At 32.9% G+C, this 25,149-nt stretch carries 10 protein-coding genes; all 10 read left to right on the forward strand.

Annotated features, from left to right (window positions below; all coding sequences use genetic code 11):
• Positions 1-46: 46 nt before the first annotated feature.
• On the forward strand, positions 47-2,140 hold the full coding sequence (gene pta, locus RCH18_RS10230; RefSeq protein ID WP_326936657.1) for a phosphate acetyltransferase: 2,094 nt from the start codon (positions 47-49) through the stop codon (positions 2,138-2,140).
• A gap of 98 nt (positions 2,141-2,238) precedes the next feature.
• Positions 2,239-3,438 (forward strand): acetate/propionate family kinase, encoded by a 1,200-nt coding sequence (locus RCH18_RS10235; RefSeq protein ID WP_326936658.1) that lies wholly within the window; start codon positions 2,239-2,241, stop codon positions 3,436-3,438.
• A gap of 100 nt (positions 3,439-3,538) precedes the next feature.
• Positions 3,539-6,283 carry a histidine kinase gene (locus tag RCH18_RS10240; RefSeq protein WP_326936659.1) on the forward strand — a complete coding sequence of 915 codons (2,745 nt, stop codon included), beginning with the start codon at positions 3,539-3,541 and terminating at the stop codon, positions 6,281-6,283.
• A gap of 234 nt (positions 6,284-6,517) precedes the next feature.
• Positions 6,518-9,511 (forward strand): SusC/RagA family TonB-linked outer membrane protein, encoded by a 2,994-nt coding sequence (locus tag RCH18_RS10245; RefSeq protein ID WP_326936660.1) that lies wholly within the window; start codon positions 6,518-6,520, stop codon positions 9,509-9,511.
• A gap of 23 nt (positions 9,512-9,534) precedes the next feature.
• The gene (locus RCH18_RS10250; RefSeq protein ID WP_326936661.1) at positions 9,535-11,019 is read left to right on the forward strand and encodes a RagB/SusD family nutrient uptake outer membrane protein; all 1,485 of its coding nucleotides are present in this window, start codon (positions 9,535-9,537) and stop codon (positions 11,017-11,019) included.
• Positions 11,020-11,049: 30 nt separating this feature from the next.
• Positions 11,050-11,883 (forward strand): LamG domain-containing protein, encoded by an 834-nt coding sequence (locus RCH18_RS10255; protein WP_326936662.1) that lies wholly within the window; start codon positions 11,050-11,052, stop codon positions 11,881-11,883.
• A gap of 133 nt (positions 11,884-12,016) precedes the next feature.
• On the forward strand, positions 12,017-13,402 hold the full coding sequence (locus RCH18_RS10260; protein WP_326936663.1) for a glucoamylase family protein: 1,386 nt from the start codon (positions 12,017-12,019) through the stop codon (positions 13,400-13,402).
• Positions 13,403-13,415: 13 nt separating this feature from the next.
• Positions 13,416-14,117, forward strand: a complete 702-nt coding sequence (locus tag RCH18_RS10265; protein WP_326936664.1) for a prolyl oligopeptidase family serine peptidase — start codon at positions 13,416-13,418, stop codon at positions 14,115-14,117.
• On the forward strand, positions 14,118-16,418 hold the full coding sequence (bglX, locus tag RCH18_RS10270) for a beta-glucosidase BglX (protein WP_326936665.1): 2,301 nt from the start codon (positions 14,118-14,120) through the stop codon (positions 16,416-16,418). It abuts the gene before it with no gap.
• 1,352 nt (positions 16,419-17,770) lie between these two features.
• Complete coding sequence (locus RCH18_RS10275; RefSeq protein WP_326936666.1) at positions 17,771-24,658, forward strand: S8 family serine peptidase; 6,888 nt, start codon at positions 17,771-17,773, stop codon at positions 24,656-24,658.
• The last annotated feature ends 491 nt before the right edge of the window (positions 24,659-25,149 follow it).

Below are 25,149 nucleotides of genomic sequence, written 5' to 3' on the forward strand. Positions count from 1 at the left end.
AGGTCAAAAAAGGAAGCAAGATTTTTAAAAAATAATAAAATAAACAATGAATAAAGCGATTTATATTGCAACGAGTGAGCACAATAGTGGAAAATCTATTGTCACACTTGGTTTGATGAGTATGCTCATAGGTAAAACAGCAAAAGTGGGTTATTTTCGACCTATTATTGAAGATTTTGAAGATGGTAAAAAAGATAATCATATTGAAACTGTTATCTCTCATTTTGGTTTGGACATCGCCTTTGAGGATGCTTTTGCCATTACCAAAAGTAAATTGATTAAGAAAAAAAATAAGGGAAAAATAGGAGATGTTCTAGATCTTATTATTGAAAAGTATAAGCGATTAGAAGAGCAGTTTGATTTTGTTTTAGTGGAAGGTACTAGTTTTAGCGGAGAAGGCACCGTAATCGAATTAGACATGAATGTTTTAATTGCTAAAAATTTGGGAATTCCAACAATTATAGTCGGTTCAGGAGTGGGTAAAACTTTAGAAGAATTAATCGACAGTCTTTATCTCGCTTACGATACATTTAAAGTTAAAGATGTAGAAGTTCTCGCAGTAATTGCTAACAAGGTTCAACCAGAAAACATTAAGTTAGTAACTGATGGATTACAGTCTAACCTTCCAGCTGAAATTTTAGTAAATGCAATTCCTATAATTTCAAGTTTGAATAATCCAACCATAAGAGAAATTGTGGATGTATTAGGCGCTAAAATTTTATTCGGTGAGGAATATTTGAATAATGAGGTGGGAAATTTTAGCGTAGGCGCTATGCAATTGCATAATTATTTACTTCATCTTAAAGAAAATGCTTTGGTTATAACCCCTGGCGATAGAGCTGATATTATTCTGGGTGCTTTACAAGCCAATGAATCGGCTAATTATCCTTCTATTTCAGGTATCGTTCTTACTGGAAATATTATTCCTGAAATCAGTATTATAAAACTGATCGAAGGATTGACCACTATTTTACCTATAATTGCTGTAGAAGGTGGAACTTATGGTATCACAAATCAACTTGGAAACATCAAATCAAAAATTTATGCTGATAACAAGTTAAAAATTGAGACCTCTATAAATACATTTGAGAAATATGTTGATTTAGATAATTTAGCTATCAAATTAAATTCGTTTGAAGCGGAAGGAATGACGCCTAAAATGTTTCAATATAATTTAGTAAAAAGAGCTAAAAAACACCGTAAGCATATTGTTCTTCCAGAAGGCAATGATGACCGAATATTAATGGCAGCTGCTAGATTAATTGCAATGGATGTTGTAGATATTACGATCATTGGAAATAAAAAACAAATAGAAAGTAAGGTATTAGAATTAGGTTTAATCTTGGATTTTTCTAAAGTCCAAATTTTAAATCCTAAAGAGTCGCAATATTATGAAGATTATGCTAACACTTATTATGAACTGCGTAAAGCTAAGAATGTAACTTTGGCTATGGCCAAAGATTTGATGGAGGATGTGTCCTATTTTGGAACTATGATGGTTTATAAAGGAGATGCTGACGGAATGGTTTCTGGAGCAGCACATACTACACAACACACAATTTTGCCAGCTTTGCAGTTTATAAAAACAAAGCCTAATTGTAGTGTTGTCTCCTCCGTGTTTTTTATGTGTTTAGAGGATCGTGTTTCCGTTTTTGGTGATTGTGCCATTAATCCAAATCCTACTGCAGCCCAACTGGCAGAAATTGCCATTTCGTCGGCTGATTCTAGTTTGGCTTTTGGTATTGAACCAAAAATAGCGATGCTTTCTTATTCTTCTGGTTCTTCTGGAAAAGGTGACGAGGTAACAAAGGTTAGGGAAGCCACTGAAATCGTAAGAAACAAACGTCCCGATCTAAAAATTGAAGGTCCTATACAATACGATGCCGCTGTAGATATTGAGATAGGCAAAAGCAAAATGCCAAATTCTGAAGTAGCTGGTCAAGCTAGCGTTTTAATTTTTCCTGATTTGAATACAGGAAATAATACATACAAAGCGGTACAGCGTGAAACAGGTGCATTAGCTATTGGTCCTATGTTGCAAGGACTTAACAAACCGGTAAACGATTTAAGTCGTGGTTGTACTGTAGATGATATAATCAACACGGTTGTTATTACAGCCATTCAAGCGCAAGGATTTTAGAATAAATAGGATATAAAGCTTAGAAATCAGTTTTAAAAAATAACCATATTTTTAACAGCTCTTGGCTAAAAGCCAAAAGCTAAAAGCATATTTTTTCAATGAAAATATTAATTATAAACTCGGGTAGCTCTTCAATAAAATACCAGCTTATTGACATGCCAGCCAATAAAGTGATTTGTTCAGGGATGATTGACAGGATAGGATTAGAGATTTCCAATTTAACTTATGTAACCGACAAAATTAAAATAGAGGAATCACTATTTATTCCAGATCATAAAATAGGTTTAGAAAAAATTGCTGAATTACTTATGGACAAAAAAGCTGGCGTCATTACAAGTACTGATGAAATTGATGCTGTGGGACATCGTGTAGTTCACGGCGGAAGTAGTTTTTCTAATACCGTTATTATAACAGAGGAAGTTAAAGAAAAAATCAGACAGCTTTTTGATTTGGCACCCTTGCATAATCCGGCAAATTTAGAAGGAATTATTGTGGCGGAAGAGATTTTCAATACAGCCCAGCAAGTAGCAGTATTTGACACGGCTTTCCATCAAACAATTCCAGTTATAGCACATAAGTATGCGTTACCTAATTATCTTTTGACAGAGAATAAAATTCGATTGTATGGGTTTCATGGTACGAGTCATAAATACGTTTCAGAAAATGCCATTCATTATTTAACTCAAAATTCAGTTAATAAGGATTCAAAAATTATTACCATACACTTAGGAAACGGTTGTAGTATGACCGCTATAAAAAACGGAGAAAGTATAGATCATACTTTAGGTTTCGGACCCATGAATGGTTTGATAATGGGAACACGAAGCGGTGATGTAGACCAGTCTGTCATTTTCTATTTGGTACATTCACTAGGTTATTCGCTTGAGGCGGTAAATACGATGCTGCAGAAACAAAGTGGCATGTTAGGTCTTACTGGGTATAGTGATTTAAGAGATATTGAGGATAAAGCGGAGCATGGAGATGTCAATTGTCAATTAGCTTTAGCTATGAATGCCTATCGTATTAAAAAATTTATTGGCTCTTACACTGCTGTGCTAAACGGTTTAGACGCCATTATTTTTACGGCGGGAATTGGAGAAAATTCATCTTATATAAGAAAATTAATTTGCACCGATATGGAATATTTTGGTATCGAATTAGACGAAAATAAAAATGAATTGCGTTCTAAAGAAATTAGAGAAATCAATACAACCAATTCGAGAACAAAAATTTTGGTTATTCCAACAAATGAAGAGATTGAAATTGCCAATCAGGTATTTGAACTATTGGTAACCTAAAAAATAATTATCATATCGAAAAAAGCTTCTTTAATTAGAAGCTTTTTTTATACATTATATCGCATAAATCTGATTATATTTGAACATAAAATTACACATTTTGAAAGTAAGAATCATAATAATAACGCTATTATATTTTTTCTCCTCCTCAATTTACTCCCAAGACTTACTTCCCTTTGTTGAAAATTACAACAAGTCTGATTATCATGGTGACAATCAAATATGGAGTGTAGCGCAAGGAAAGGATAAGGCGATGTATTTTGCTAATAATTATTATTTAGTGCGTTACAATGGTGTAAAATGGGAGAAATATAGTTTACCAAATAAAACTATTATCCGATCAGTATTTATAGCTGGTGACCGCATTTATACAGGCTCCTATAAAGAATTTGGATACTGGTATCGCAAAAGCGGTAAAATGTTCTATGTTTCCTTTTCGAATAAAACGAAAGTCTTTGACGATATTGATAACGAAGAAATATGGAAAATCTTTACGTTCAAAGGCAAAACGTATTTCCAATCTTTTAATTTACTTTTCGATTATGATGGAAAGACAATTCAAAAAACTAAATTTCCCTTTCTTGTTTCTTATTGTTTTGTAATTGAGAACCAGTTGCTAATTGGTTCTGTTTACAATGGATTATATAAAATGAATGGTTCAAAATTTGAAAAAATAAAAGGCTGGTCTGTACTAGAAAATAATGTGATTCACGCCATTGAAAAGTACCAGAATAAAACATATATTTTTACCAAAAAAAATGGAGTTTTCGTTGTAGAAAACGGTGTCATAAACCCTTGGACTGATCCCTTGAATAATATTTTTAAAGCTGCAAGTATCAACGTTGCTCTATTTATTCCCGACCAAAAATTAGCAATAGGAACTGCTAACAATGGCGTTTTTATTTATGATTTTGCCACCAAGAGTTACAAAAATATCAATAGGGATAATGTATTGATGAATAATTCAATTTTGAGTATTACACTTGATGGGGAAAAGGACTTATGGTTAGGTCTTGACAATGGAATTGCACATGTTGAGGTCAATTCACCCATTTCTATTTTTTACGATAATTCAGGTATTTTAGGATCTGTGTACTCCGTGGTAAATCTACCTTCTGGCTACTTAATGGCTTCTAATCATGGGGTTTTTAAGTATGAAAGTAAGCAGCTGTCCTTAATTCCAAACACGCAAGGGCAAGCATGGAATATTAGTAAAATTAAAAATAGGTATATAATTGGTCATAACGAAGGAACATTTGTTTACGACAAGGATGAGTTTTATAAATTAAGTTCGATAAATGGAGGATGGAACTTAACAAAAAGCTCTATCAATAATTCATACCTGCAAGCTACTTATAGTGGAATTGTGATTTATAATGATATAAATGATTTAAATAAAAATAGCATCGTTCAAAAATTAGTAAAACCGATTAAATATGCAGCTCAAAGCCGAAAAAATGAGATATGGGCAGCTGATAATAATAGAGGTTTATATAGAATATTGTACAATGATGCCAATGAGACCACTTTAATCGAAAATGTTTCTAATCGAAGCAATTTGAGAAATGATTATGGAGTGAAGATATTTGAATTTAGAAAAGAGATATTATTTTTAATCAATAAACTTTGGTACACATATAATTCGATAACAGATCAGTTAGAACTCAATTCATTATTTAACACCAACTTTAAAAATGTATCCAATATTGTTTCTATTGATGAAAATAATTTTTTGATTTTAGAAAACGGACTTCTTTATACTATTAATGTAGAGGGAAGTATTTTTATTCGTCATTTGATTCAAGAAAAATATTATAGAGGAAAGATCATTAATGATAATTTAAAAATTCATAAAAATAGCAATAACTACTTATTAAATTTAGATGATGGATTTATTTCGCTTCCTATCAAATTCATTAAAAATAAAAAGTCTGATTTAAGTATTGAAGTTTTTGTAAACGATAGTCTCATATCTAATAAATCAACTATTCCTTATAATTCTGAACTCAAATTTCATTTATTATCGGGATTGTTTGGAGTTGCAAAACCTAATTTCTATTATAAACTAAATAAAGAAAAAGAATACACTGCTGTCAATAACGGATTAATTGTATTGAATAATTTGAATAGCGGTAGGAACAAAATCACTATTTATATAAATGATGGACTAAATTATGTCTCACTGAGAAATTTTGAATTTACTGTTGCTAACCCTTGGTATTTCTCTGCGTGGATGGTTTTGCTTTATCTTATCATTATAGCTTTGATCTTATATTTATATTACAAATGGAACAAAATACGATATATTCAAAAATTAGTTTTGCGTGATGAAGAATTGAAGCATCAAAATAAAATTTTGGAGATGGAGTTAAAAGCAGCTAACGAACTCAATAGCCAAGAATATGAAAAACATATACTAGAATTAGAATTACAATCAAAATCTTCTCAAGTAGCGGGTAAATCGCTTTCCATTGCTAAGCAAAGCGAAATGATAGAAAGTATTCAAGAAATTTTGGATTCTGATGTTGATTTTAATAAACTAAAAAGCGAAATTAAAAAAGTCATTAAGATTAATTCAGTTAATAAACACGAATGGGAAACATTTGAAAGTAATTTAAATCAGATTCACAATGAATTTATTATAAAGCTTTCTAAGAAATTTTCAAAGCTAACCCCAAAAGATATTAAACTGTGTATCTATTTAAAGATGAACCTTTCTTCAAAGGAAATTGCTCCTTTAATGAATATTTCTTTTCGCGGCGTTGAACTGCATCGTTATCGCTTACGCAAAAAACTGGATTTAAACCAAGAAGAAAATCTTTCTAAATTTTTACTCACTTTCTAGTAATTAATTCTTTGATTCAATAAGTCTTAAAGCTGTAAAGCAATTATTGACTATACATCATTACTACATCATAGTATATAAGAGGAGCTAAGATAAACTCCTGCAAATGCTATAATATATTGATTATTGCAATATGTACTTATTATGATGTAGTCATGTAGCAAATCTTATATATCAACTATAACGTTGTAATTGACTAATTTGGCTCCACTAACTTTTACAAATAAATAGTATATGAGAAATTTTATTTTAAGCTTTTTAGCACTTATTCTGCTCCCAGCCTATATGTCTGGACAGGTGATTAAGGGAAAGGTATTAGATCAAAGTGGGATAGGAATTCCATCAGCAATGGTTGTTGCTGCTGATTCTAAAACTTCAGTAGATACCGATATTGATGGAAATTTTAGCATTAACGCCAAAGTAGGCGAGGTGTTAAAAATAAGTATGGTGGGTTTTGAGGCTGTTTCTATAAAAGCAACTACAGCTTCAATGACTATAACCATGTTAGAATCTCAAGATACAGCATTGAAAGAAGTTGTAGTAATAGGATACGGATCAGCAAGAAAAAGAGATTTAACAGGATCTATCGTTAAGGTTGAAGGTAAGGAAATTGCTGATAGACCTAATACAAATCCTATTGTTTCTATCCAAGGGAAGGTTGCAGGACTTTCGGTTGTAAATTCAGGACAACCAGGAGCTGAGCCTGACATTCGTATAAGAGGTACAATTAGTAGGTATCAAACTAAACCATTATATGTTGTAGATGGAATCTTAAATGACAACATCAATTTTATAAATCCAAATGATATTGAATCAATGGAAGTACTAAAAGATCCTTCATCATTGGCCATTTTTGGTGTTCGTGGTGCAAATGGAGTGATAATTATTACCTCTAAAAAAGCTAAAACTGGTAAGACAATTATAAATTTCTCTTCCTCTTTAGGAGTTAAAAGTATAACCGGGAAACCTTCACTTACTAACGCATCTCAATTTAAGACTTTGTATGACGAGCAAAGAGTGAATGAAGGGGCAAGTCCTTACACGTCGTACAATTTATTTACTGGTGATACTAATTGGATAGATGCTATAGCAAACAATCAAGCAATAACCTCAATTAATAATATAAGTATTTCCAACGGTACTGATAAAAATAAATTTTATTTTGGAGCAGGCTACACAGAAGATGAAGGATTAATTGAATATGAGAAGTATAAAAAAATTACATTTAATATTAATGATGAATTGCAAATTTCAGATAATATAAAATTTGGAATTGGTGTTAATGGTTATCATGCTGACCTCCCTCAATTGCATAGTTTTGGCGCAGCTTTAAATGCTACACCTATTGTTTCACCATTAAATAATCAAGGAATTTACAATCAGTTGCCTATTGAAATTGGCGCTGCGCAAATTGGTAATCCACTCTTAGATGTTGAAGCAAAGAAATATACTCAGCTTAATAGTGAAAAAAGACTTGTAGGAAATATTTTTACAGAATTTAAGTTATTAAAAGATTTTAAATTTAGAGTGGCCTATTTAGCTGATTTCGGTTTTAATAAAGGTAGAGGATACACTCCTGTAATAGATATTTACTCAGCAGAAACGGATCAAATTACACCGTTTGCCGGGAACATATTAACAAACGTAAATCAGTATAACAATACGTATCAAAAGTTTCAGCAAGATTATTTATTAACATATAATAAGTCTCTTGGTAGTCATGAATTTACGGCTCTTTTAGGATATACTCGATATAGTGAAGATTACTCCGGAATGAGTGGAAGCGTAAAGCAATTTGTAAACGGTTCTCCTATTCCTAATGATAAAAGATGGTGGTATGTGGGTGTTTATCCTTTTGGTGATCCTACAACAAGAGTAGCTAATTCTGATCAATGGGATCGCTCTACCGCTTCAACATTAGCGAGATTATTATATAATTATGACAGTAAATATTTGATTAATGCCTCTTTTAGAAGGGATGGATCATCTGAGATTTCTCCAAAAAATAGATTCCAAAATTTTTGGTCTCTTGGAGCTGCATGGAATGTGCAAAGAGAGGATTTTATGAAAGATCAAACGATCTTTGATGCCTTAAAAATAAAAGCTTCTTTTGGCGAATTAGGAAATCAGTACTCATCTGTTCACTATCCTTTTTATCCAAATTATACAACAGGTTCTACGGCAGTATTTGGTGAGTCTCTAGTACCAGCATACGTTTTAGCTTATAGAAGTAATCCTGATTTGCAATGGGAAACTGTAACTTCTTACGAAGCAGGATTTGAAATGGCAACTCTAAACAATAGATTAAAATTTGAGGCCAATTACTATCATAAATTGACAGACAATTTACTGACATTTATAGACGCTGGAAGCGAAAAATTCTATACTAATTCAGGTCAAATCGAAAATAAAGGTTTAGAATTTTCTGCTACTTGGAGCGACCGTTTCAAAGATGATTTTAATTATTCAATAAGCGGAAATATAACTACTCTCAATAACAATGTAAAATCAGTTTACACAGATGGTTTTCAAGTTTTTGATGGGCCTTCTATCCTAACAGCAGGTGCTCCTATAGGTTCATTTTATGGGTATCAAGTTGAAGGGGTTTATCAATCTTATGCTGATATTCTTGCATCTCCTCCAAGTTCACTAGGGAGTTATGGACCAGGTGATTTAAAATATAAGGATATTAATAACGATGGAAAAGTAACTGCTGATGACAGAGCTGTAATTGGTAATCCAATGCCTGATTTTACTTATGGATTTTCAGGAAATATAGATTATAAAAATTTTAGTTTATCTGTTGATGTACAAGGTGTTTACGGAAATGAAGTTTATAGAGACTGGGGTAATGGTAGCACATTTGCGCAATTTAATTACAGAACAGACCGATTGAACAGATGGACTGGAGCAGGAACTTCTAACTGGGAACCACGTCTTAATGATGGTTCTGGATACAATAAGCAAAACTCTACTTATATGATCGAAGATGGGAGTTATATCCGATTAAGGAATATACAATTAGGATATAGTTTCGATTCCAGTATTACAGATAAATTAAAAATGCAAAGCTTAAGATTGTTTGTAAGTGCTCAAAATCTTTATACTTGGAAACACAATTCGGGCTTTACTCCGGAAGCAGGTGGATCTCCAACAAGATTTGGTGTTGATGGCGGTGGATATCCACTACCTAGTATTGCCACAGTTGGTATAAATGTTACCTTTTAATTAAAAATATAAAATAGAGAAATATGAAAAATTATAAATATATCATTAAAGTATCGCTCTTTTTAGCGTTAATGGTTAGCTTATTTTCAGCTTGTAATGACGATGATTTTTTAGATAAGAAACCGTTAGGAATTGCTACAGAGGGAGATTTAACCGCCGGTGGTTTTGAAGAAAAGGCCTTTGGTCTATATGGCAAAATCAGGAACACAACTGGAATTACTGATTGGACTCGTTATTGGTTTCAAAGTATTAGATCCGATGATGCTTCTAAAGGAAGTACAACCACAGATGCAGCTACAATGGGTAATGTGATGGACCGTTTTCAATATTCGGCTGCTGAAGGAATTCCAGCTGACAACTGGAATGGTCATTTTAGTTTAATTTATGCATGTAACGATCTAATTGCTGATGTAGATGCATCAGGATTAAAGGATCAAGGGAGCATCACTAATAAAGCGGAAGCGAGAGCAATTAGAGGGTTTGCCTATTTTGAATTGCGTCGTGATTATGGAGAAGTTCCTATTATTGATATAAAAATTGTAAAACCTAGTGATGTAATTAAATCGAAATCAACTATTGCTGCTGTAGATGCTTTTATCGTAAGTGACTTGATGTATGCTGCTGAAAATCTGCCTTTGAGTTGGCCTGCTTATCCAGGAAGAGCTACTAAGGGATTTGCTAATAGTTTATTAGCAAAATTATATTTGTATCAAGGAGAATGGAAAAAATCTCTGGATAAAAGTGAAGAGGTAATCACATCAGGACAATATAATTTAGTAAACTCTTATGTTACTTTATTTAGCGAAGCTGGCGACAATTCAAGCGAAGCTGTTTTCGAAGTTCAATTTTTAAGAACTGCGGGTGTAAATTATTCTAATAATTATTGGGAATCTCAAGGAGTTCGTGGTACAAGTTCATGGGATTTAGGATGGGGTTTTCACGTACCAACACAAAATTTAGTAGATGCTTATGAAAGTGCAGATCCACGTAAAGATGCCACTATTCTTTTTTCAGGTCAAAATGACGGTTTTGGACTAACTGTTCCAGCAAGTCCTCCATTAGCGCAACCTTATTGGAATAAAAAAGCTTATACAACGCCTAGTATTAGATTGCAATACGGAGAAAATAAGAATCAATGGAAAAATATAAAAGTACTTCGATATGCTGATGTTATTCTTATGGCAGCTGAAGCAGCAAATGAAAATGGAGCAGCAAGTGCTGCCGTTAACTATTTAGAAATGGTTCGTTCAAGAGCCCGAGGTTCCAATACTGGGATTTTACCTAAAGTAACATCTTTAGATAAAGCAACCTTACGAACTGCTATCAAACAAGAAAGAAGAATTGAGTTTGCTTTGGAAGGGGAACGATTTTATGATTTAGTACGATGGGGCGATGCTACCTCTGTATTAGGAGGTTTGGGTTACCAAGTAAAAAATCAATACTATCCAATTCCACAAACAGCTATTGATCAATCAGGTGGGATTTTAAAGCAAAATCCAAATTATTAACGACTATTGATAATTGTAAAAATTTAAAAGATGAAAATAAATGTAATGTTATTTAGAAAAGCTTTTGGAATAGTTCTTATTTCAATAGCATTTATAGGGTGTCAAGAAATGGATAGACCTGAATTAGGGGACTATGCTAAGGATGCTAATGCAGCAGGTGGACCACTAAAATTTTTTGTAGCTTTTGATGGTACTAGTGATAATGTATTGATGAATGCAGTAGATAGCGTTCGTGCTAATTTCCCATCTGATAATGCGTTGAAATCGATTCCCGGAATCAAAGGAAAAGGCGCACAAGGTCAAATAGGAAAATATATTAGATACGGTTCTGCTAATGACTTTGCTAAAACTGCTGGAAGTTTTACAGTTGCCTTATGGCAAAAGAAAGGCGAGTTTAGAACGGAGGAAATTTTTAGTATGCCAGCTGTAGGCGGATACCACTGGTCAGGAGGTTCTATGTTTTTATTAATGGAAGGAAATGCGGCCGAACCGATTGTCAAGTTTTTTGTGAAAGATGCTACAGATGAAAAATGGTTTGAATGGGTTCCATGGGGACCTACAGGAGCAGTTTCTGGAATTTATGATGGACAATGGCATCATTTGGCCTTTGTATATGACGGGGCAACCTCAACGATGACTCTTTATAAAAATGGTGTAGCAGGAACCACATCTAAATGGGGAGATCATGGACCTATTAAACTTGAGCCATCAAAAATCACCTCTTTAATAGTTGGCGCTGGACCAAGTTTAACTGAAGGAGATTGGTTAGGTAATTCATGGACAGGTGGTTTAGACCAATTCCGTATGTATGCCACAGCTCTCACAGCTGCTGAAGTAAATGCATTGTATACTAAAAAAAGATAAATAGTACTTTAAGGCTTATTATAGCATTTCTATAATAAGCCTTTTACTTAAAAATAAGTTCTTATATTTTAAAAGGTACCCAAATTGGTCTTTTTAAAAAAATTATAAAATTTTCAATTATTACTATATCGAAATGATTAAACTTTCTTTTTTATTCCTATTTATCAGTATTTTTAATTCATGCTCTACATCTACTCCAGATTCTAAATTGGAAGGGACACCGTTACCTGCAACGCCAACTTCACCAATAGTCACTTTGACAGATGCAGAAGCTATGGATCAGGTCCAAAAAGATGTGGTCAAATATTTCTGGGAATATGCTGAAACAAATTCTAAGTTAGCGCGGGAACGCTACCATGAAGGAGACCCTAGTTTTGAATCTAATATTATAACTACAGGCGGTTCTGGTTTTGGGTTAATGACATTAATTGTAGGAATAGAGCGTGGTTTTATACCCAGAGGCGAAGCGGTTTTGCGACTTACAACCGCTTTAACTTTCCTAGAAAATGCCGATCGTTTTCACGGTGCTTGGTCCCACTGGATTGATGGAAACACAGGAAAAGTTATTCCATTTGGTACTAAAGATAATGGCGGAGACATTGTTGAAACTGCTTTTTTATGTCAAGGAATTTTAGCGGTTAGAGAATATTTTAAAAATGGAAATTCCGCTGAAAAAGCACTTGCTCTTAAAGCAGATAATTTGTGGAAAGGGGTCGAGTGGGACTGGTACACTAAAGGCGAGAATGCGTTGTACTGGCACTGGTCTCCAAACTACGGTTGGGATATGAATTTTAAAATACAAGGTTATGATGAATGTTTGCTTGCATACGTTTTAGGCGCAGCTTCACCTACACATCCTATTCCTGCTGCAGCTTATCATGATGCTTGGGCTCGAAAAGGAAATATAACTAATAGTGGATCGCAATATGGAATACCTGTAATTTTAAATTATAATGGTGCTAGTGGTAATGTGGGGCCTCTATTTTGGTCGCAATATTCATATTTAGGTTTAGATCCACGTGGTTTAAAAGACGCTTATGCTGATTACTGGAAATTAACACAAAATCATTCTAAAATCATCAATCAATATTGTATTGCAAATCCAAAAAAATGGAATGGTTATTCTGATAAATGCTGGGGACTTACTGCAAGTTACACACGCAACAATGATGGAAGCACAGGGTATACAGCCCATCAGCCATTAAATGATACGGGAGTGATTACGCCTACCGCCGCTTTGTCTGCCTTTCCTTTTACGCCAGTAGAAAGCATGAAATTTCTACATTATTTATATGATGAAAATAAAAGCACATTAGTTGGAATAGCAGGACCCTATGATGCTTTTTCACCTCATTATAATTGGGTCACTAAACGCTATTTAGCGATAGATCAAGGAACAATTGCTCCCATGATTGAAAATCATCGCACGGGATTAATCTGGAAATTATTTATGCAAGCACCAGAGGTTAAGCAGGGCTTGGTAAAATTAGGATTTTCGTCAACTCAGCATGGCTTTTAAAAATAGGTAAGAGATGAAATATAAAATAATATTATCTACACTTTTATTTTCTTTGATTTCATTTGCACAGAGCGAAGTCGTTGGAAAAATTAAAACTGAAATTGTTTATCAGCAAGAATTAGGTTATGCATTACACATTCCAAAGGATATAAAAGAGAAAAAGCCTTTAATTATCTTTCTACACGGTTCTGGCGAAAAAGGAAAAGACATTGAAAAAATGAAAATTCATGGTCCTTTTAAATATTTAAAAACACATGAATTAGATGCATTTGTTTTAGGACCTCAATGTCCAGAGAATGAATATTGGGATGCTGAGGTACTTTATAAATTGATTTTAAAAATCCAAAAAGAAAACAATATCGATCCTAATAGAATTTATCTTACTGGATTGAGTATGGGAGCTTGGGGCGCTTGGAATTTAGCATTTGCATATCCTGAAACTTTTGCGGCATTAGTTCCTATAGCCGGTTTTGTTGATCGGATTCCGATGGTTGAGCCCTGTAAAATTGCAAAGATTCCAACTAAAATTTTTCACGGTTTGCTCGATGAAGTAGTAACAGTAGATTATTCTATTGCTATATTCAAAAAATTAAAAGCTTGTAAGGGAAATGTAGATCTCACTATTTTTGATGATGCAAATCATGATAGTTGGTCGAGAGTATATGACAATCAAGAAATTTATGACTGGATGTTTAAACAAATAAAAATCAGATAAATGAAAATTAAACTTATAGTATTACTTATTGGATTTTCTTTTTTTGGCTACAGCCAAAAAAAGGTATCCAAAAAGACCGTTATATTAAAACCGAAAACAGAGTTTGTGTCAGATTTAATTTCTAAAATGACTCTGGATGAGAAAATTGGGCAATTAAATCTACCCACTTCTGGAGATATAACAACCGGTCAAGCTAATAGTTCAGATGTGGCTAAAAATATCGAAGACGGCAAAGTAGGAGGTTTATTCAACATTAAATCAGTAAAGAAAATAAAAGAAGTACAAAAAATTGCTGTTGAAAAAAGCCGATTAAAAATCCCATTGCTTTTTGGGATGGATGTTATTCACGGTTATGAAACAACTTTCCCTATCCCGCTTGGACTTTCGAGCACTTGGGACATGGATTTAATTGAAAGAAGTGCTCAAATTGCTGCTCAAGAAGCTAGTGCTGATGGAATCAATTGGACATTCTCACCTATGGTAGATATATCTCGTGATCCACGCTGGGGAAGAGTTTCTGAAGGTTCAGGTGAAGATCCTTTTTTAGGAAGTAGAATAGCGGAAGCAATGGTGAAAGGATATCAGCAAAAAGATTTGTCAAAAAACAATACGATTTTATCTTGTGTAAAGCATTTCGCCCTTTATGGAGCCCCAGAAGCTGGTAGAGATTACAATACGGTTGATATGAGTCGAATACGAATGTATAATGATTATTTTCCACCTTATAAAGCTGCTATTGATGCAGGAGTGGGATCAGTTATGGCTTCTTTTAATGAAGTAGACGGCATTCCCGCAACAGGAAATAAGTGGTTAATGACCAATGTTCTGAGAAATCAATGGGGTTTTAAAGGATTTGTGGTTACGGATTATACAGGTATTAATGAAATGGTCGATCATGGAATGGGCGACTTACAGACGGTATCTGCTTTAGCCATGAATGCAGGGATCGAAATGGATATGGTGGGCGAAGGTTTTCTTAAAACTTTAAAAAAATCTGTAGATGAGAAGAAAGTAAGTATTGAGCAAATTGATAATGCAGTAAGATTGATTTTGAATGCCAAATATGATTTAGGATTATTTCATGATCCTTATAAATATTGTGATGAAAATAGAGCTAAAACTGAAATTTTTACTAAAAGTAATCGAGCTGAGGCGAGAGCTATTGCAGCACAGTCCTTGGTTTTACTAAAAAATAACAAGCAGCTGTTGCCGCTAAAAAAATCAGGAACTATTGCACTTATTGGACCATTGGCTGATGCCAAAGAAAATATGGCAGGAACTTGGAGTGTTGCAACTAACATGGAAAAATCTATCTCTCTTTTAACTGGTTTAAAAGAAGTTGCCGGTACTAATACAAAAGTGCTTTACGCTAAAGGAAGCAACCTTGATTATGATGCAGCTTTTGAAGAAAGAGCCACAATGTTTGGCAAAACATTACATCGTGATAGTAGAACATCTGCTGAATTACTTGCAGAAGCACTTCAAATTGCTGGTGAATCAGATATAATTGTTGCGGCCTTAGGAGAATCAGCTGAATTGTCAGGAGAAAGTAGCAGCCGTACTAACTTAGAGATACCACAAGCTCAAAGAGATTTGCTACAAGCATTATTAAAGACGGGTAAACCTGTTGTTTTAGTTTTATTTACGGGTCGTCCTTTAGTTTTAGTTCAGGAAAATGAAACCGTACCGGCGATACTTAATACGTGGTTTGCAGGAAGTGAAGCAGGATATTCAATTGCTGATGTATTGTTTGGTGATGTGAATCCTTCGGGAAAATTGACAGCTACTTTTCCTAGAAGTGTAGGACAAGTTCCTATTTATTACAATCAAAAAAATACAGGCCGACCTTTAATGAATAAGGAAGGCAAATTTGAAAAGTTTAGATCAAATTTTATCGATGAAAGAAACGAACCTTTATATCCTTTTGGTTTTGGATTGAGCTATACTAATTTTAAATATGATAAGGTCGAAATTTCAGCTGTTAAAATGAAAGCTGACGAAAAATTAAAGATAAGTGTTGAAGTTGAAAATACCGGCGATTACAATGGAAAAGAAGTAATTCAATTGTATATCAGAGATTTAGTAGGTTCAGTGACAAGACCTGTAAAAGAATTAAAGGGATTTCAAAAAATTGCTGTTAATAAAGGTGAGAAACAAAAAGTAACTTTTGAAATAGGGATAGAGGATTTAAAGTTTTACAATGCCGATTTGCAATTTATTGCTGAACTCGGGACTTTTGAAGTTTTTGTAGGCACTGATTCAAACACAGAGAATAAAGTTGTATTTGAGTTGATTAAATAAGTTACTAATATTACCTTTAAGTGAAGCCTTCCATTTATTAAATGGAGGGCTTTTTTGATAAAATAGTTCTACGAAATACGGAGTTTCAGCATTTTTTAATGATGAGAAGGAAAAAAATTTTAAACAATATTCTATTTTAAAGATAAGAAATTGACTGCTTTTAGCTAAATTGCTTTTTCTAAAATAAAGATAGAATTAAGTTACGCTTCAATAAATATCATAAAAACATATTATTAATTTTTTTTCATATTCGGAGAGCAGTTATATTATGATCTAAAATTAGTAGTATAAAAATCTTAACTGGCATCTATAATTTAACTGTTATTATACTACATTTTATTACGGAGTTATCTTTTTTAATTCATAACTTTTATGGTAAATCAAACAGATAAAACTTTAAGATTGGTTATTATTTAAAACAGTGTTACCGTTTTTTCTGATAGGAAATTAATAGTAATCCAAGTAAATTTTCAATTTTATGTTCCCAAATAGGCAAAATGGTTTGTTCCTACCTAAGAACAAGGTCATTTATGTTTAATTGAAGTATTTACCATAATAGAGATCTAAATAGATGCAGGAATTTGACACTTTTTTTAATTCAGACAGATTTGAGTTTACAGTCACTTTGAAGATCTAAAACTATTATTGTTTTGTTATATGTTAGCAAAATTATTCATCACATTTATTAATTTTTGGTTTACTTTCTGTTAAATCAAGTTACAGGTGGTTCTGCTTTTTTTTATCAATATAATCAATGTCGATTAAAATTTTTATTCATTATTTTAATCGTTTATTTAACAAACCGTTCTATTTAATAGTATTTTTCTTGTATTTAATAATTTTAAAATCAATACATCTTCATAACTTTATCTGCTTAAAAAGTATTTTAGTACGATTGACTTTTATATAAAATCAATAATCTATATCTTGTTTACCACAGTAATTTAATATCCTCAATAATTATAAATGTCTATTATAAAATGTTACAAGTAAATATTAATTTCAAAGTATTATTTCGACAATTTTAAAAATTATCAGTCCAAAATCATTAAAATTTTCACTTCTATTAAATCCATATTCTAACAACTAAATATTAGATATACAACACATCGATTTCAAAAAGAATGCAGATGTGAGTTTTACTACCACTTTTTAAAATACTAGTAATCTGCATTTTAGTAAAATTAAATAGTTTTTATTAGTAGATTACAGGGAAAAAACAAAACCAGCGGCTTTTGTACTAATAAAATAATTAGTAATCAACAATTAATTTAAATAATTATTATCATATATGTATTTTATTGATATATTTTTGTGATTATAAATAATTATTAACTTAATTTTAAAATAAAATGAAAAAAAATTTACTTTCTTTCATTTTGATGCTCTTCTCCATTATCGCATGGTCGCAGAGTACCAATCAAGATGATTTTTCTATTACCTTGAATGGAAATAGAATTGCTACTAAAGCAAATTTTAAGCAACAAGTAGATGTGCTTAGAAAAAATGTAAATAAACAGAGCTCAAAGACGAACTACACTCTGTTACAGTTTACGAAAATTCCCACATTAGAGGAACAAAAAGATCTAAAAAATCAAGGAATTACTTTGATTAGTTATCTATCTAATAATGCTTATTATGCAGCTGTAAACTCTAAGTTTTATAACAGTAATAAAGTTTTTAAAAACATTAGAACTTTTATAGAAGTAGATTCAAATTTTAAGATTGATCCAATAATTGCGGGCGAAGTTGTTCCGGATTATGCTAAGGTTGGTAACAATATAAAAGTTGTAGTTAGTTATTTTAAAGGCGTAGATAAAGACTTAATTTCATTAAATTTAAGCCAATTAAATGTAAAAGAGTTTAAAAATATAGAATCTTTTTATCAAGTTTATTTACAAGCTTCAGATGAAAAAATAAAAGAAATCTCAAAATTAAACTGGGTACAAAACATAGAATTAATAGATGCTCCCGTTGTAAGCGATAACCTTCCCGGGAGAACCTCTCACAAAGCAAATGTTTTGAGTTCTACCATCCCGGGAATTGGTTATGATTTAACTGGAAAGGGAGTTAAAATTGGTATTTGGGATGGAAATCTTGAAAAGCATATTGACCATACTGGTAGAGTAATTAATAGAGAGTATGAATCTCCTTCCTCACATGGTAGCCACGTTTCAGGTACAGTGGGTGGAGCTGGAATATTAGACCCTAGAGCTAAAGGAATGGCACCTGAGGTACAAATATATGGCTGGAATTTCAACACTCAATCTAACGGTTTGCCAGTTCATGCTGAAAGAGATCTTGCGGCAATAAATGATGGTGTAGAAATTACGTCAAACTCTTATGGTATAAATCTTACCACAGGTTTTAATTTAAATAGATACTCTGCTGGAGATAGAGGAGATGATGATGTTACTGTAAAATATCCTTTTTTATTAAATGTATATTCGAATGGAAATTCTCAATCAGCATATCCAGGTGGATTTTATACTTCAACAAAAGCTTCTAAAAATGCACTTCATGTAGCTGCAAATGATCCTAATGATGTAATTAGTTCTTACAGTAGCTTTGGGCCAACTGTTGATGGTCGTTTAGTTCCTCAAATTTCTGCTGTTGGTTCAAGCGTTTATTCATTAGACTATAATAATTCATATACCGTAATGAGTGGAACATCAATGGCAACTCCAGGTACATCTGGAACTTTGGCTCTACTTTATGAAAGATTTAAAAATATTTTTGGTGCTAAGCCTTTAGCTTCATTAATGAAAGCATTAGTATCAAATACAGCCAAAGATGTTGGAAATCTAGGACCTGATTATAAGTATGGTTTTGGAAATCTAAATGCTTTAAGAGCTATAAAGGTTTTAGATAAAAATATGTTTTTCACATCTTCACTTACAAATGGAGCTTCTTATGAGAAAAATATTGTTGTGCCTTCTGGCTTAACTTCTTTAAAAGTTATGCTTGCTTACTCTGACATTGGAGCTACTCCAGGAGCCACTACTGTTTTAGTAAATGATCTTGATATTGCAATTCTGAAAGATGGAATAACTATTCTTCCTTGGATCTTAAATCCAAGTGCTCCTAATGCAATTGCAACTAGAGGTGTGGATAACTTAAATAATATTGAACAAATCACTCTTGATAATCCTACTGCAGGAACTTACAAAATTATAGTTACAGGAACTAAAATTCCATTAAATTCGCAAGAATTTGCAGTAGTTTATGATTATGTTGCTCCAGAGATAATTTTGACTTATCCTATTGGAGGTGAAAAATTCATTCCAGATGTAACTGAATATATCCGTTGGGATTATGAAGGTGATGCTAAAGCTTTTACTATTGAATATTCTACTGATGGTGGAAGTACTTATACAACAATAGCTGCTAATATACCATCTGCTGCCAGAAATTTTGCATGGAAAGTGCCATCTGATATTGTTCCAAATGCTAAAATCAGAATTAGCGCAGGGAGTAAAGTAGATTTCTCAAAAGTAGATTTTTCTATAATGGCTGAACCAAAAAATCTTATAATTACCTCAGCAGCTTGTGGAAGTAGTTCTTATAAGATGGATTGGGATGCTATACCAGGAGCAAGATACGAAGTTCTAAAATTGAACAGTTATACTTTTGATGTTGTTGCAACCGTGAATGATCCCACTTATACATTTACAAATCTAACTGTTGGAAATGATAATTGGTTTACAGTACGTGCCGTTGATATGGCTAGTGGATTAGTATCTGAAAGGGCAAGAGCTATCAATGTTGAACCAATTGACAAGCCGGTATTGACAGCGCTTAATCTTCCATTTAAGGAAAATTTTAATGATAGAAAACCAGTTAATTACACCTTAGCTAAAGCCAGTGCAGCAGGAACTATAGGTTATGAGTATGCAAATGCAGCTTTTGTAGATGCTGTAAAAATGTCAGGCGCTCCTACTGCAGGAGTCACTCCATGGGTAGCTAGTACCATAGCCAACGCATTTTCAAATAACCCAAATTATATAAAAAGAATTTCATTTTGTGACATCGATGCTAGCAATGTAGCAGGTAAAGCCATCCGTTTGAAATTTAATTTGATTTGGAATAATAGTAATGCCATTAATAAAAACTTCTTAAGAATATTGGTGAATGGTGTAGCCATTGCAAGTGCTGATAATGTAAGTGTTTATGGAGGAACTTCACTTTCAGGTAATAGAGAATTAACTTATGATTTATCATCATTTGCGGGTTCTAATTTCAGCCTCACCTTTGAAGGAGCTATGGATAATGATGGTACAGCAGCGACAACACCAGTGTACAACACAATTTTTGTAGATAATATTGAAATTTATGAAGCTGTAGCAAATGATCTTGCTTTGACATCACTAACTGCTAATACAGGACTTACAGCTGCTGAGACTGTAACTGTTAAAGTTTATAATTATTCACCTGTTGCCATAAGTAATATTCCTGTTTCTTATAAAATTAACAATAGTGCTGAAGTTATAGAAATGATCGCTGGACCAATAGCTCCGTTAACAGAGGTTACTTATACGTTTACTCAAAAAGCAGATTATTCTGTAGGAGGAGTATATACAGTTGTAGCTAAAATAACACCTATTGATGATGCTGTTGCTACCAATAATTCTATAACTAGAACTGTAGTGAATGTAGGGTCAGATATAATTATAGGAAGTGCTACAGTGACAACCTGTGCAGCAGTGCTTACTGATACTGGAACTCGATTTGGGAATTATCCAGTTAGCGCAAATCAAACCACAACTTTTAAACCGGCTACGGCAGGTAATAGTATTAAAGTAGATTTTACTGAATTCGGTACAGAGAAAGATTACGATTTTCTTTTTGTGTATAATGGACCTTTAGTAACTTCGCCTTTACTAGGTAGATATGATGGAAATGCATTGCCTCCGTCATTAACTTCTACTGCTCCAGGTGGAGAGCTTACTTTTAGATTTACCTCGGATACTGAAGTAAATGATATAGGATTTGTTGCAAATATTACATGTGTGGCTAAGCCATCTGTAACACTGAACGATGTGGCAATTACTCTAATAGTAGCACCAGATGTTCTTGGTAAAAAGACAGCTGCAAATCCGATAACTATCCGTGTTTCTAATTTAGGAACCGCTGCAAGAACTAATGTACCGTTATTTTATCAAATAAATGGTGGTGCTAAAGTTATAGAGTCTATTAATTTAGTCGCTTCGGCAACGGTTAATTTTACTTTTGCAACTACAGCTGATTTATCTACTGTTAATGCTACTTATACAATTACAGCTGGTATAGATGAGGTTGATGATAATTTAACCAATAACTCATTGACAAAAGTTGTGTATAACAAAAACGAATTGCCTACTAATACCAATACTAATGGTTTTGCAATTACTAAATTAAAGTGGAATGATGTTACCAATACTTCAGGTACAACAGGCTACTCTGATTTTAAAAATGTTAAAATTCCAGTTTATGCTGGCTTTACTTATCAGCCAGAGGTAACTATCGCTAAAGCGGAAAGACCTATTACTAGAGACTTATCACCAACACCAGGAGTGTTTACCATGATCGTAATTGATTTAAATGGAGATGGAAATCTAACTGATGAGTTTTATGCGGGTACGTTTTGGGTTAACACCTTAAATACTGGAACTGCACCAGTTATTGCCTCGACTCCTAACACGCATTATTTTAGAAATAATTTCAGTCTAACGGGCGGATTAGTAATTCCAGCAGGTACCACTTCGGGTGAAAAATTGATGCGTGTGATTCACATGTTCCGTTCACCTAATGAGTATTTTAATGTAAATCTTGGACCTACAATTGATAATGTAACTACATCAAGAGAAGATTTTGAAATAGAAGAATACACAATCAATGTACTTCCTTTTACAGCTGCTGATGCAAGTGTTGAGCGAATTACAGTGCCAGTTAAACTAGGTATGAAACCAGTAACTGTAAGTGCAATAATTCGTAATTTCTCTACAACACCAATTTCAAATTTCCCAGTTGCTTATAAAGTAAATGGAGGAGTTGAGGTAGAACAAACCATTACCGCATCTATTGCCGCTGGAGCTACAGCAACTATCGTTTTCACTACGAAAGCTGATTTGGGTGCTGTTGCTGATTATACTATTGAAGTGTATACTAAATTATTAGGGGATACTGATGCTTCAAATGATTCTAAATCTATCTCTTTCTCTCACGTGGCAAATGCTGCGACAAATGTGACAGGAACTTTTGACGGTGTCGATGATTATTTAGCAACTGATATAACTCCTGCTTTAGATCTTACAAATAATTATACTTTTGAAGCTTGGGTTAATAGAAAAAGTGCAACCATCTTTGGTAGAATATTTGACAAGGCTAGAGTTAATTTATTTGTTCACACAAATAATAATTCTACTTACAAAGAAAACAGTTTAGTATTATCCATTACAACTGCAACGGGTTCTCACGTTTTAAATACGGGATTAAATACTGTTCCGTTGAACAAATGGCAACATATTGCATTTACTGTTAGTGCTGCTAATGTGTACACTATTTATATTGATGGAGTTGTTGCGCCATACACGGCAACTGGAACTGCTGGAGCTGCAACAACAAATGCGACTTTACCAGCATACATTGGAGGAAATCCAACATTAACGCGTCAATTAGATGGAAATATTGATGAGCTTCGTATTTGGTCTGGAGTTAGAACTCAAGCTGAACTTGCTGCTAATACTACAACTAAATACATTGGAAATGAAGCGGGTTTAATAGCTTATTATTCTTTTGCAGAGGGAGATAAACAATTTGTTTATGATACAACTACTAATGATAATACTGCTGTAATTAATAATGCAGATACAAATGGTACAGGAGCAGGAAAATTTTGGAATACACCTGTTCTTTTACAAAATTTGCAATTACAAAATCAATTGTCATCTTCTTATGATGCTGCTACTAAAACCTATACTATATTGTTGAATGATGGTGTTGATATCACCACGGCAGTAGCTGAGTTTACAGCAGGAATGAATTCTCTTGTTACTATCAATGGTGCAACACAAGTGAGTGGTGTAACTACCAATAATTTTACTTCTCCGGTAACCGTTGTAGTAGAAGGAGTTGGTTTCAACGCTGGTCTTACTGAAAATTATACTGTAAAAGTACTTTCAGGATTAAGTAATCAAAGTAAGTTGTTAAGTTACGATTTTACAACTGCAAATAATGCTACATTAATGCAACCTATTACTACAGTTATTTCAGGAAGTAATGTAATGGCGACTGTTCCTTATGGAATAAATGTTTCTCAGCTAAAAGCTAATTTTGCTCTTTCATTAGGTGCAGAGCTTTTTATAGATGAAGTAAAGCAAGTAGCATCAACAACATCTCCATTAGATTATTCAGCTAGTGTTTTTGTTACTGTAGTTTCAGAGAATAAGCTTTCAAAAACGAATTATGTGATTACCGTTGACGCTAAAAATACGGAAGCTAAATTCACTGCCTTTAGTGTTGCTAATCAAATTGGCGTTACTGTTATTGATGATGTTGCAAAAACTATCAAAATAGGCGTTAATAATAATGCGACATTTACTTCTTTAGTTCCTACGTTCTTAGTTTCAGATCAAGCTCAAGCTCGTATTGGAACTTATATTCAAAACAGTGGAATTACTGCTTTAAATTATTCAACTCCAGTATCTTATTCTGTTACGGCTCAAAACGGGTTGGTGGAAAACTGGATTGTAACTATTGAAAGAGTGAAGCCGCTTATTTCGTTATTAGGGGATAGTACTTTTATTGTTGGAATCGGTTGTACTTATATTGAGCCTGGCTATAGTGCTTTGGACAATTTAAATAATGATTTGACTTCTAACGTTACAATCACCGGATCTGTTAATACTAGTATTATTGGTCAATATATCTTAAACTATATTGTAAAGGATGCTTTAAACAATGAATCTATAGTAAGTCGTAGAGTAAATGTGACTAATGTTGCATGTAACTTAGATGTAAATTCAAATTCGATAGATGGCTTTGCAATTTTTCCAAATCCAGCTACTGAAGGAAAAGTCTATATTACAAGTGCAACCAATAGTTTAAAAAGTATATTGATTTTTGATATGTCTGGAAAACTTGTTATATCACTTAAAACTGAAAATAAACAAGTAAATATATCAAATCTAGCTAAAGGTGTTTATATTGTAAAAGTTGAAGAAGATGGCAAAACAGCCACTGAAAAACTAATTATAAAATAATATCTTTTTATCTTTGATTTTAAAGCTGTCTAAATTTTATTTAGGCAGCTTTTTTAATTCATGTTGTTTAGTACTGAATGGATTGAATCAAATAATAAGTCATTAAAAGCATCGCTTTTTCAATTTAAAAAGTTATTTGAACATCAAATTTTAAAAATTAGCGCTGACGAGAATACTTTTTAAGTAAAATCCACATTTTACCAATTGATAAAAAAATTCTAGTTTTTCACAGTAATTAAAAAATTTAAAAACATAAAATAATTTAGTGATCTTCGACTAAAAGACATAAGTTGTAGCAAAAAATTATTGCCGCATTTATCTTCTATCCCTTAATTACTTATATGGCCTGCTTTTGACAAAAGATTTTATCATTTAATTTTGTTTTTTCCCAACAGGATTAAAGATGATATTTAAACTTACATGACGTACCTGTTTAATAACAGTGAGATCAATTTCTTCTAATCACTTAGTAATTATAAGTTGATGACAAA

The sequence above is a fragment of the Flavobacterium sp. PL11 genome (assembly GCF_035985025.1).
GTDB lineage: Bacteria > Bacteroidota > Bacteroidia > Flavobacteriales > Flavobacteriaceae > Flavobacterium.

Coding starts and splice junctions, on each gene's coding strand:
- RCH18_RS10250 (WP_326936661.1), top strand. CDS start 9,535: ATGAAAAATTATAAATATATCATTAAAGTATCGCTCTTTTTAGCGTTA.
- RCH18_RS10260 (WP_326936663.1), top strand. CDS start 12,017: ATGATTAAACTTTCTTTTTTATTCCTATTTATCAGTATTTTTAATTCA.
- RCH18_RS10245 (WP_326936660.1), top strand. CDS start 6,518: ATGAGAAATTTTATTTTAAGCTTTTTAGCACTTATTCTGCTCCCAGCC.
- pta (WP_326936657.1), top strand. CDS start 47: ATGAATAAAGCGATTTATATTGCAACGAGTGAGCACAATAGTGGAAAA.
- RCH18_RS10235 (WP_326936658.1), top strand. CDS start 2,239: ATGAAAATATTAATTATAAACTCGGGTAGCTCTTCAATAAAATACCAG.
- RCH18_RS10255 (WP_326936662.1), top strand. CDS start 11,050: ATGAAAATAAATGTAATGTTATTTAGAAAAGCTTTTGGAATAGTTCTT.
- RCH18_RS10265 (WP_326936664.1), top strand. CDS start 13,416: ATGAAATATAAAATAATATTATCTACACTTTTATTTTCTTTGATTTCA.
- RCH18_RS10275 (WP_326936666.1), top strand. CDS start 17,771: ATGAAAAAAAATTTACTTTCTTTCATTTTGATGCTCTTCTCCATTATC.
- bglX (WP_326936665.1), top strand. CDS start 14,118: ATGAAAATTAAACTTATAGTATTACTTATTGGATTTTCTTTTTTTGGC.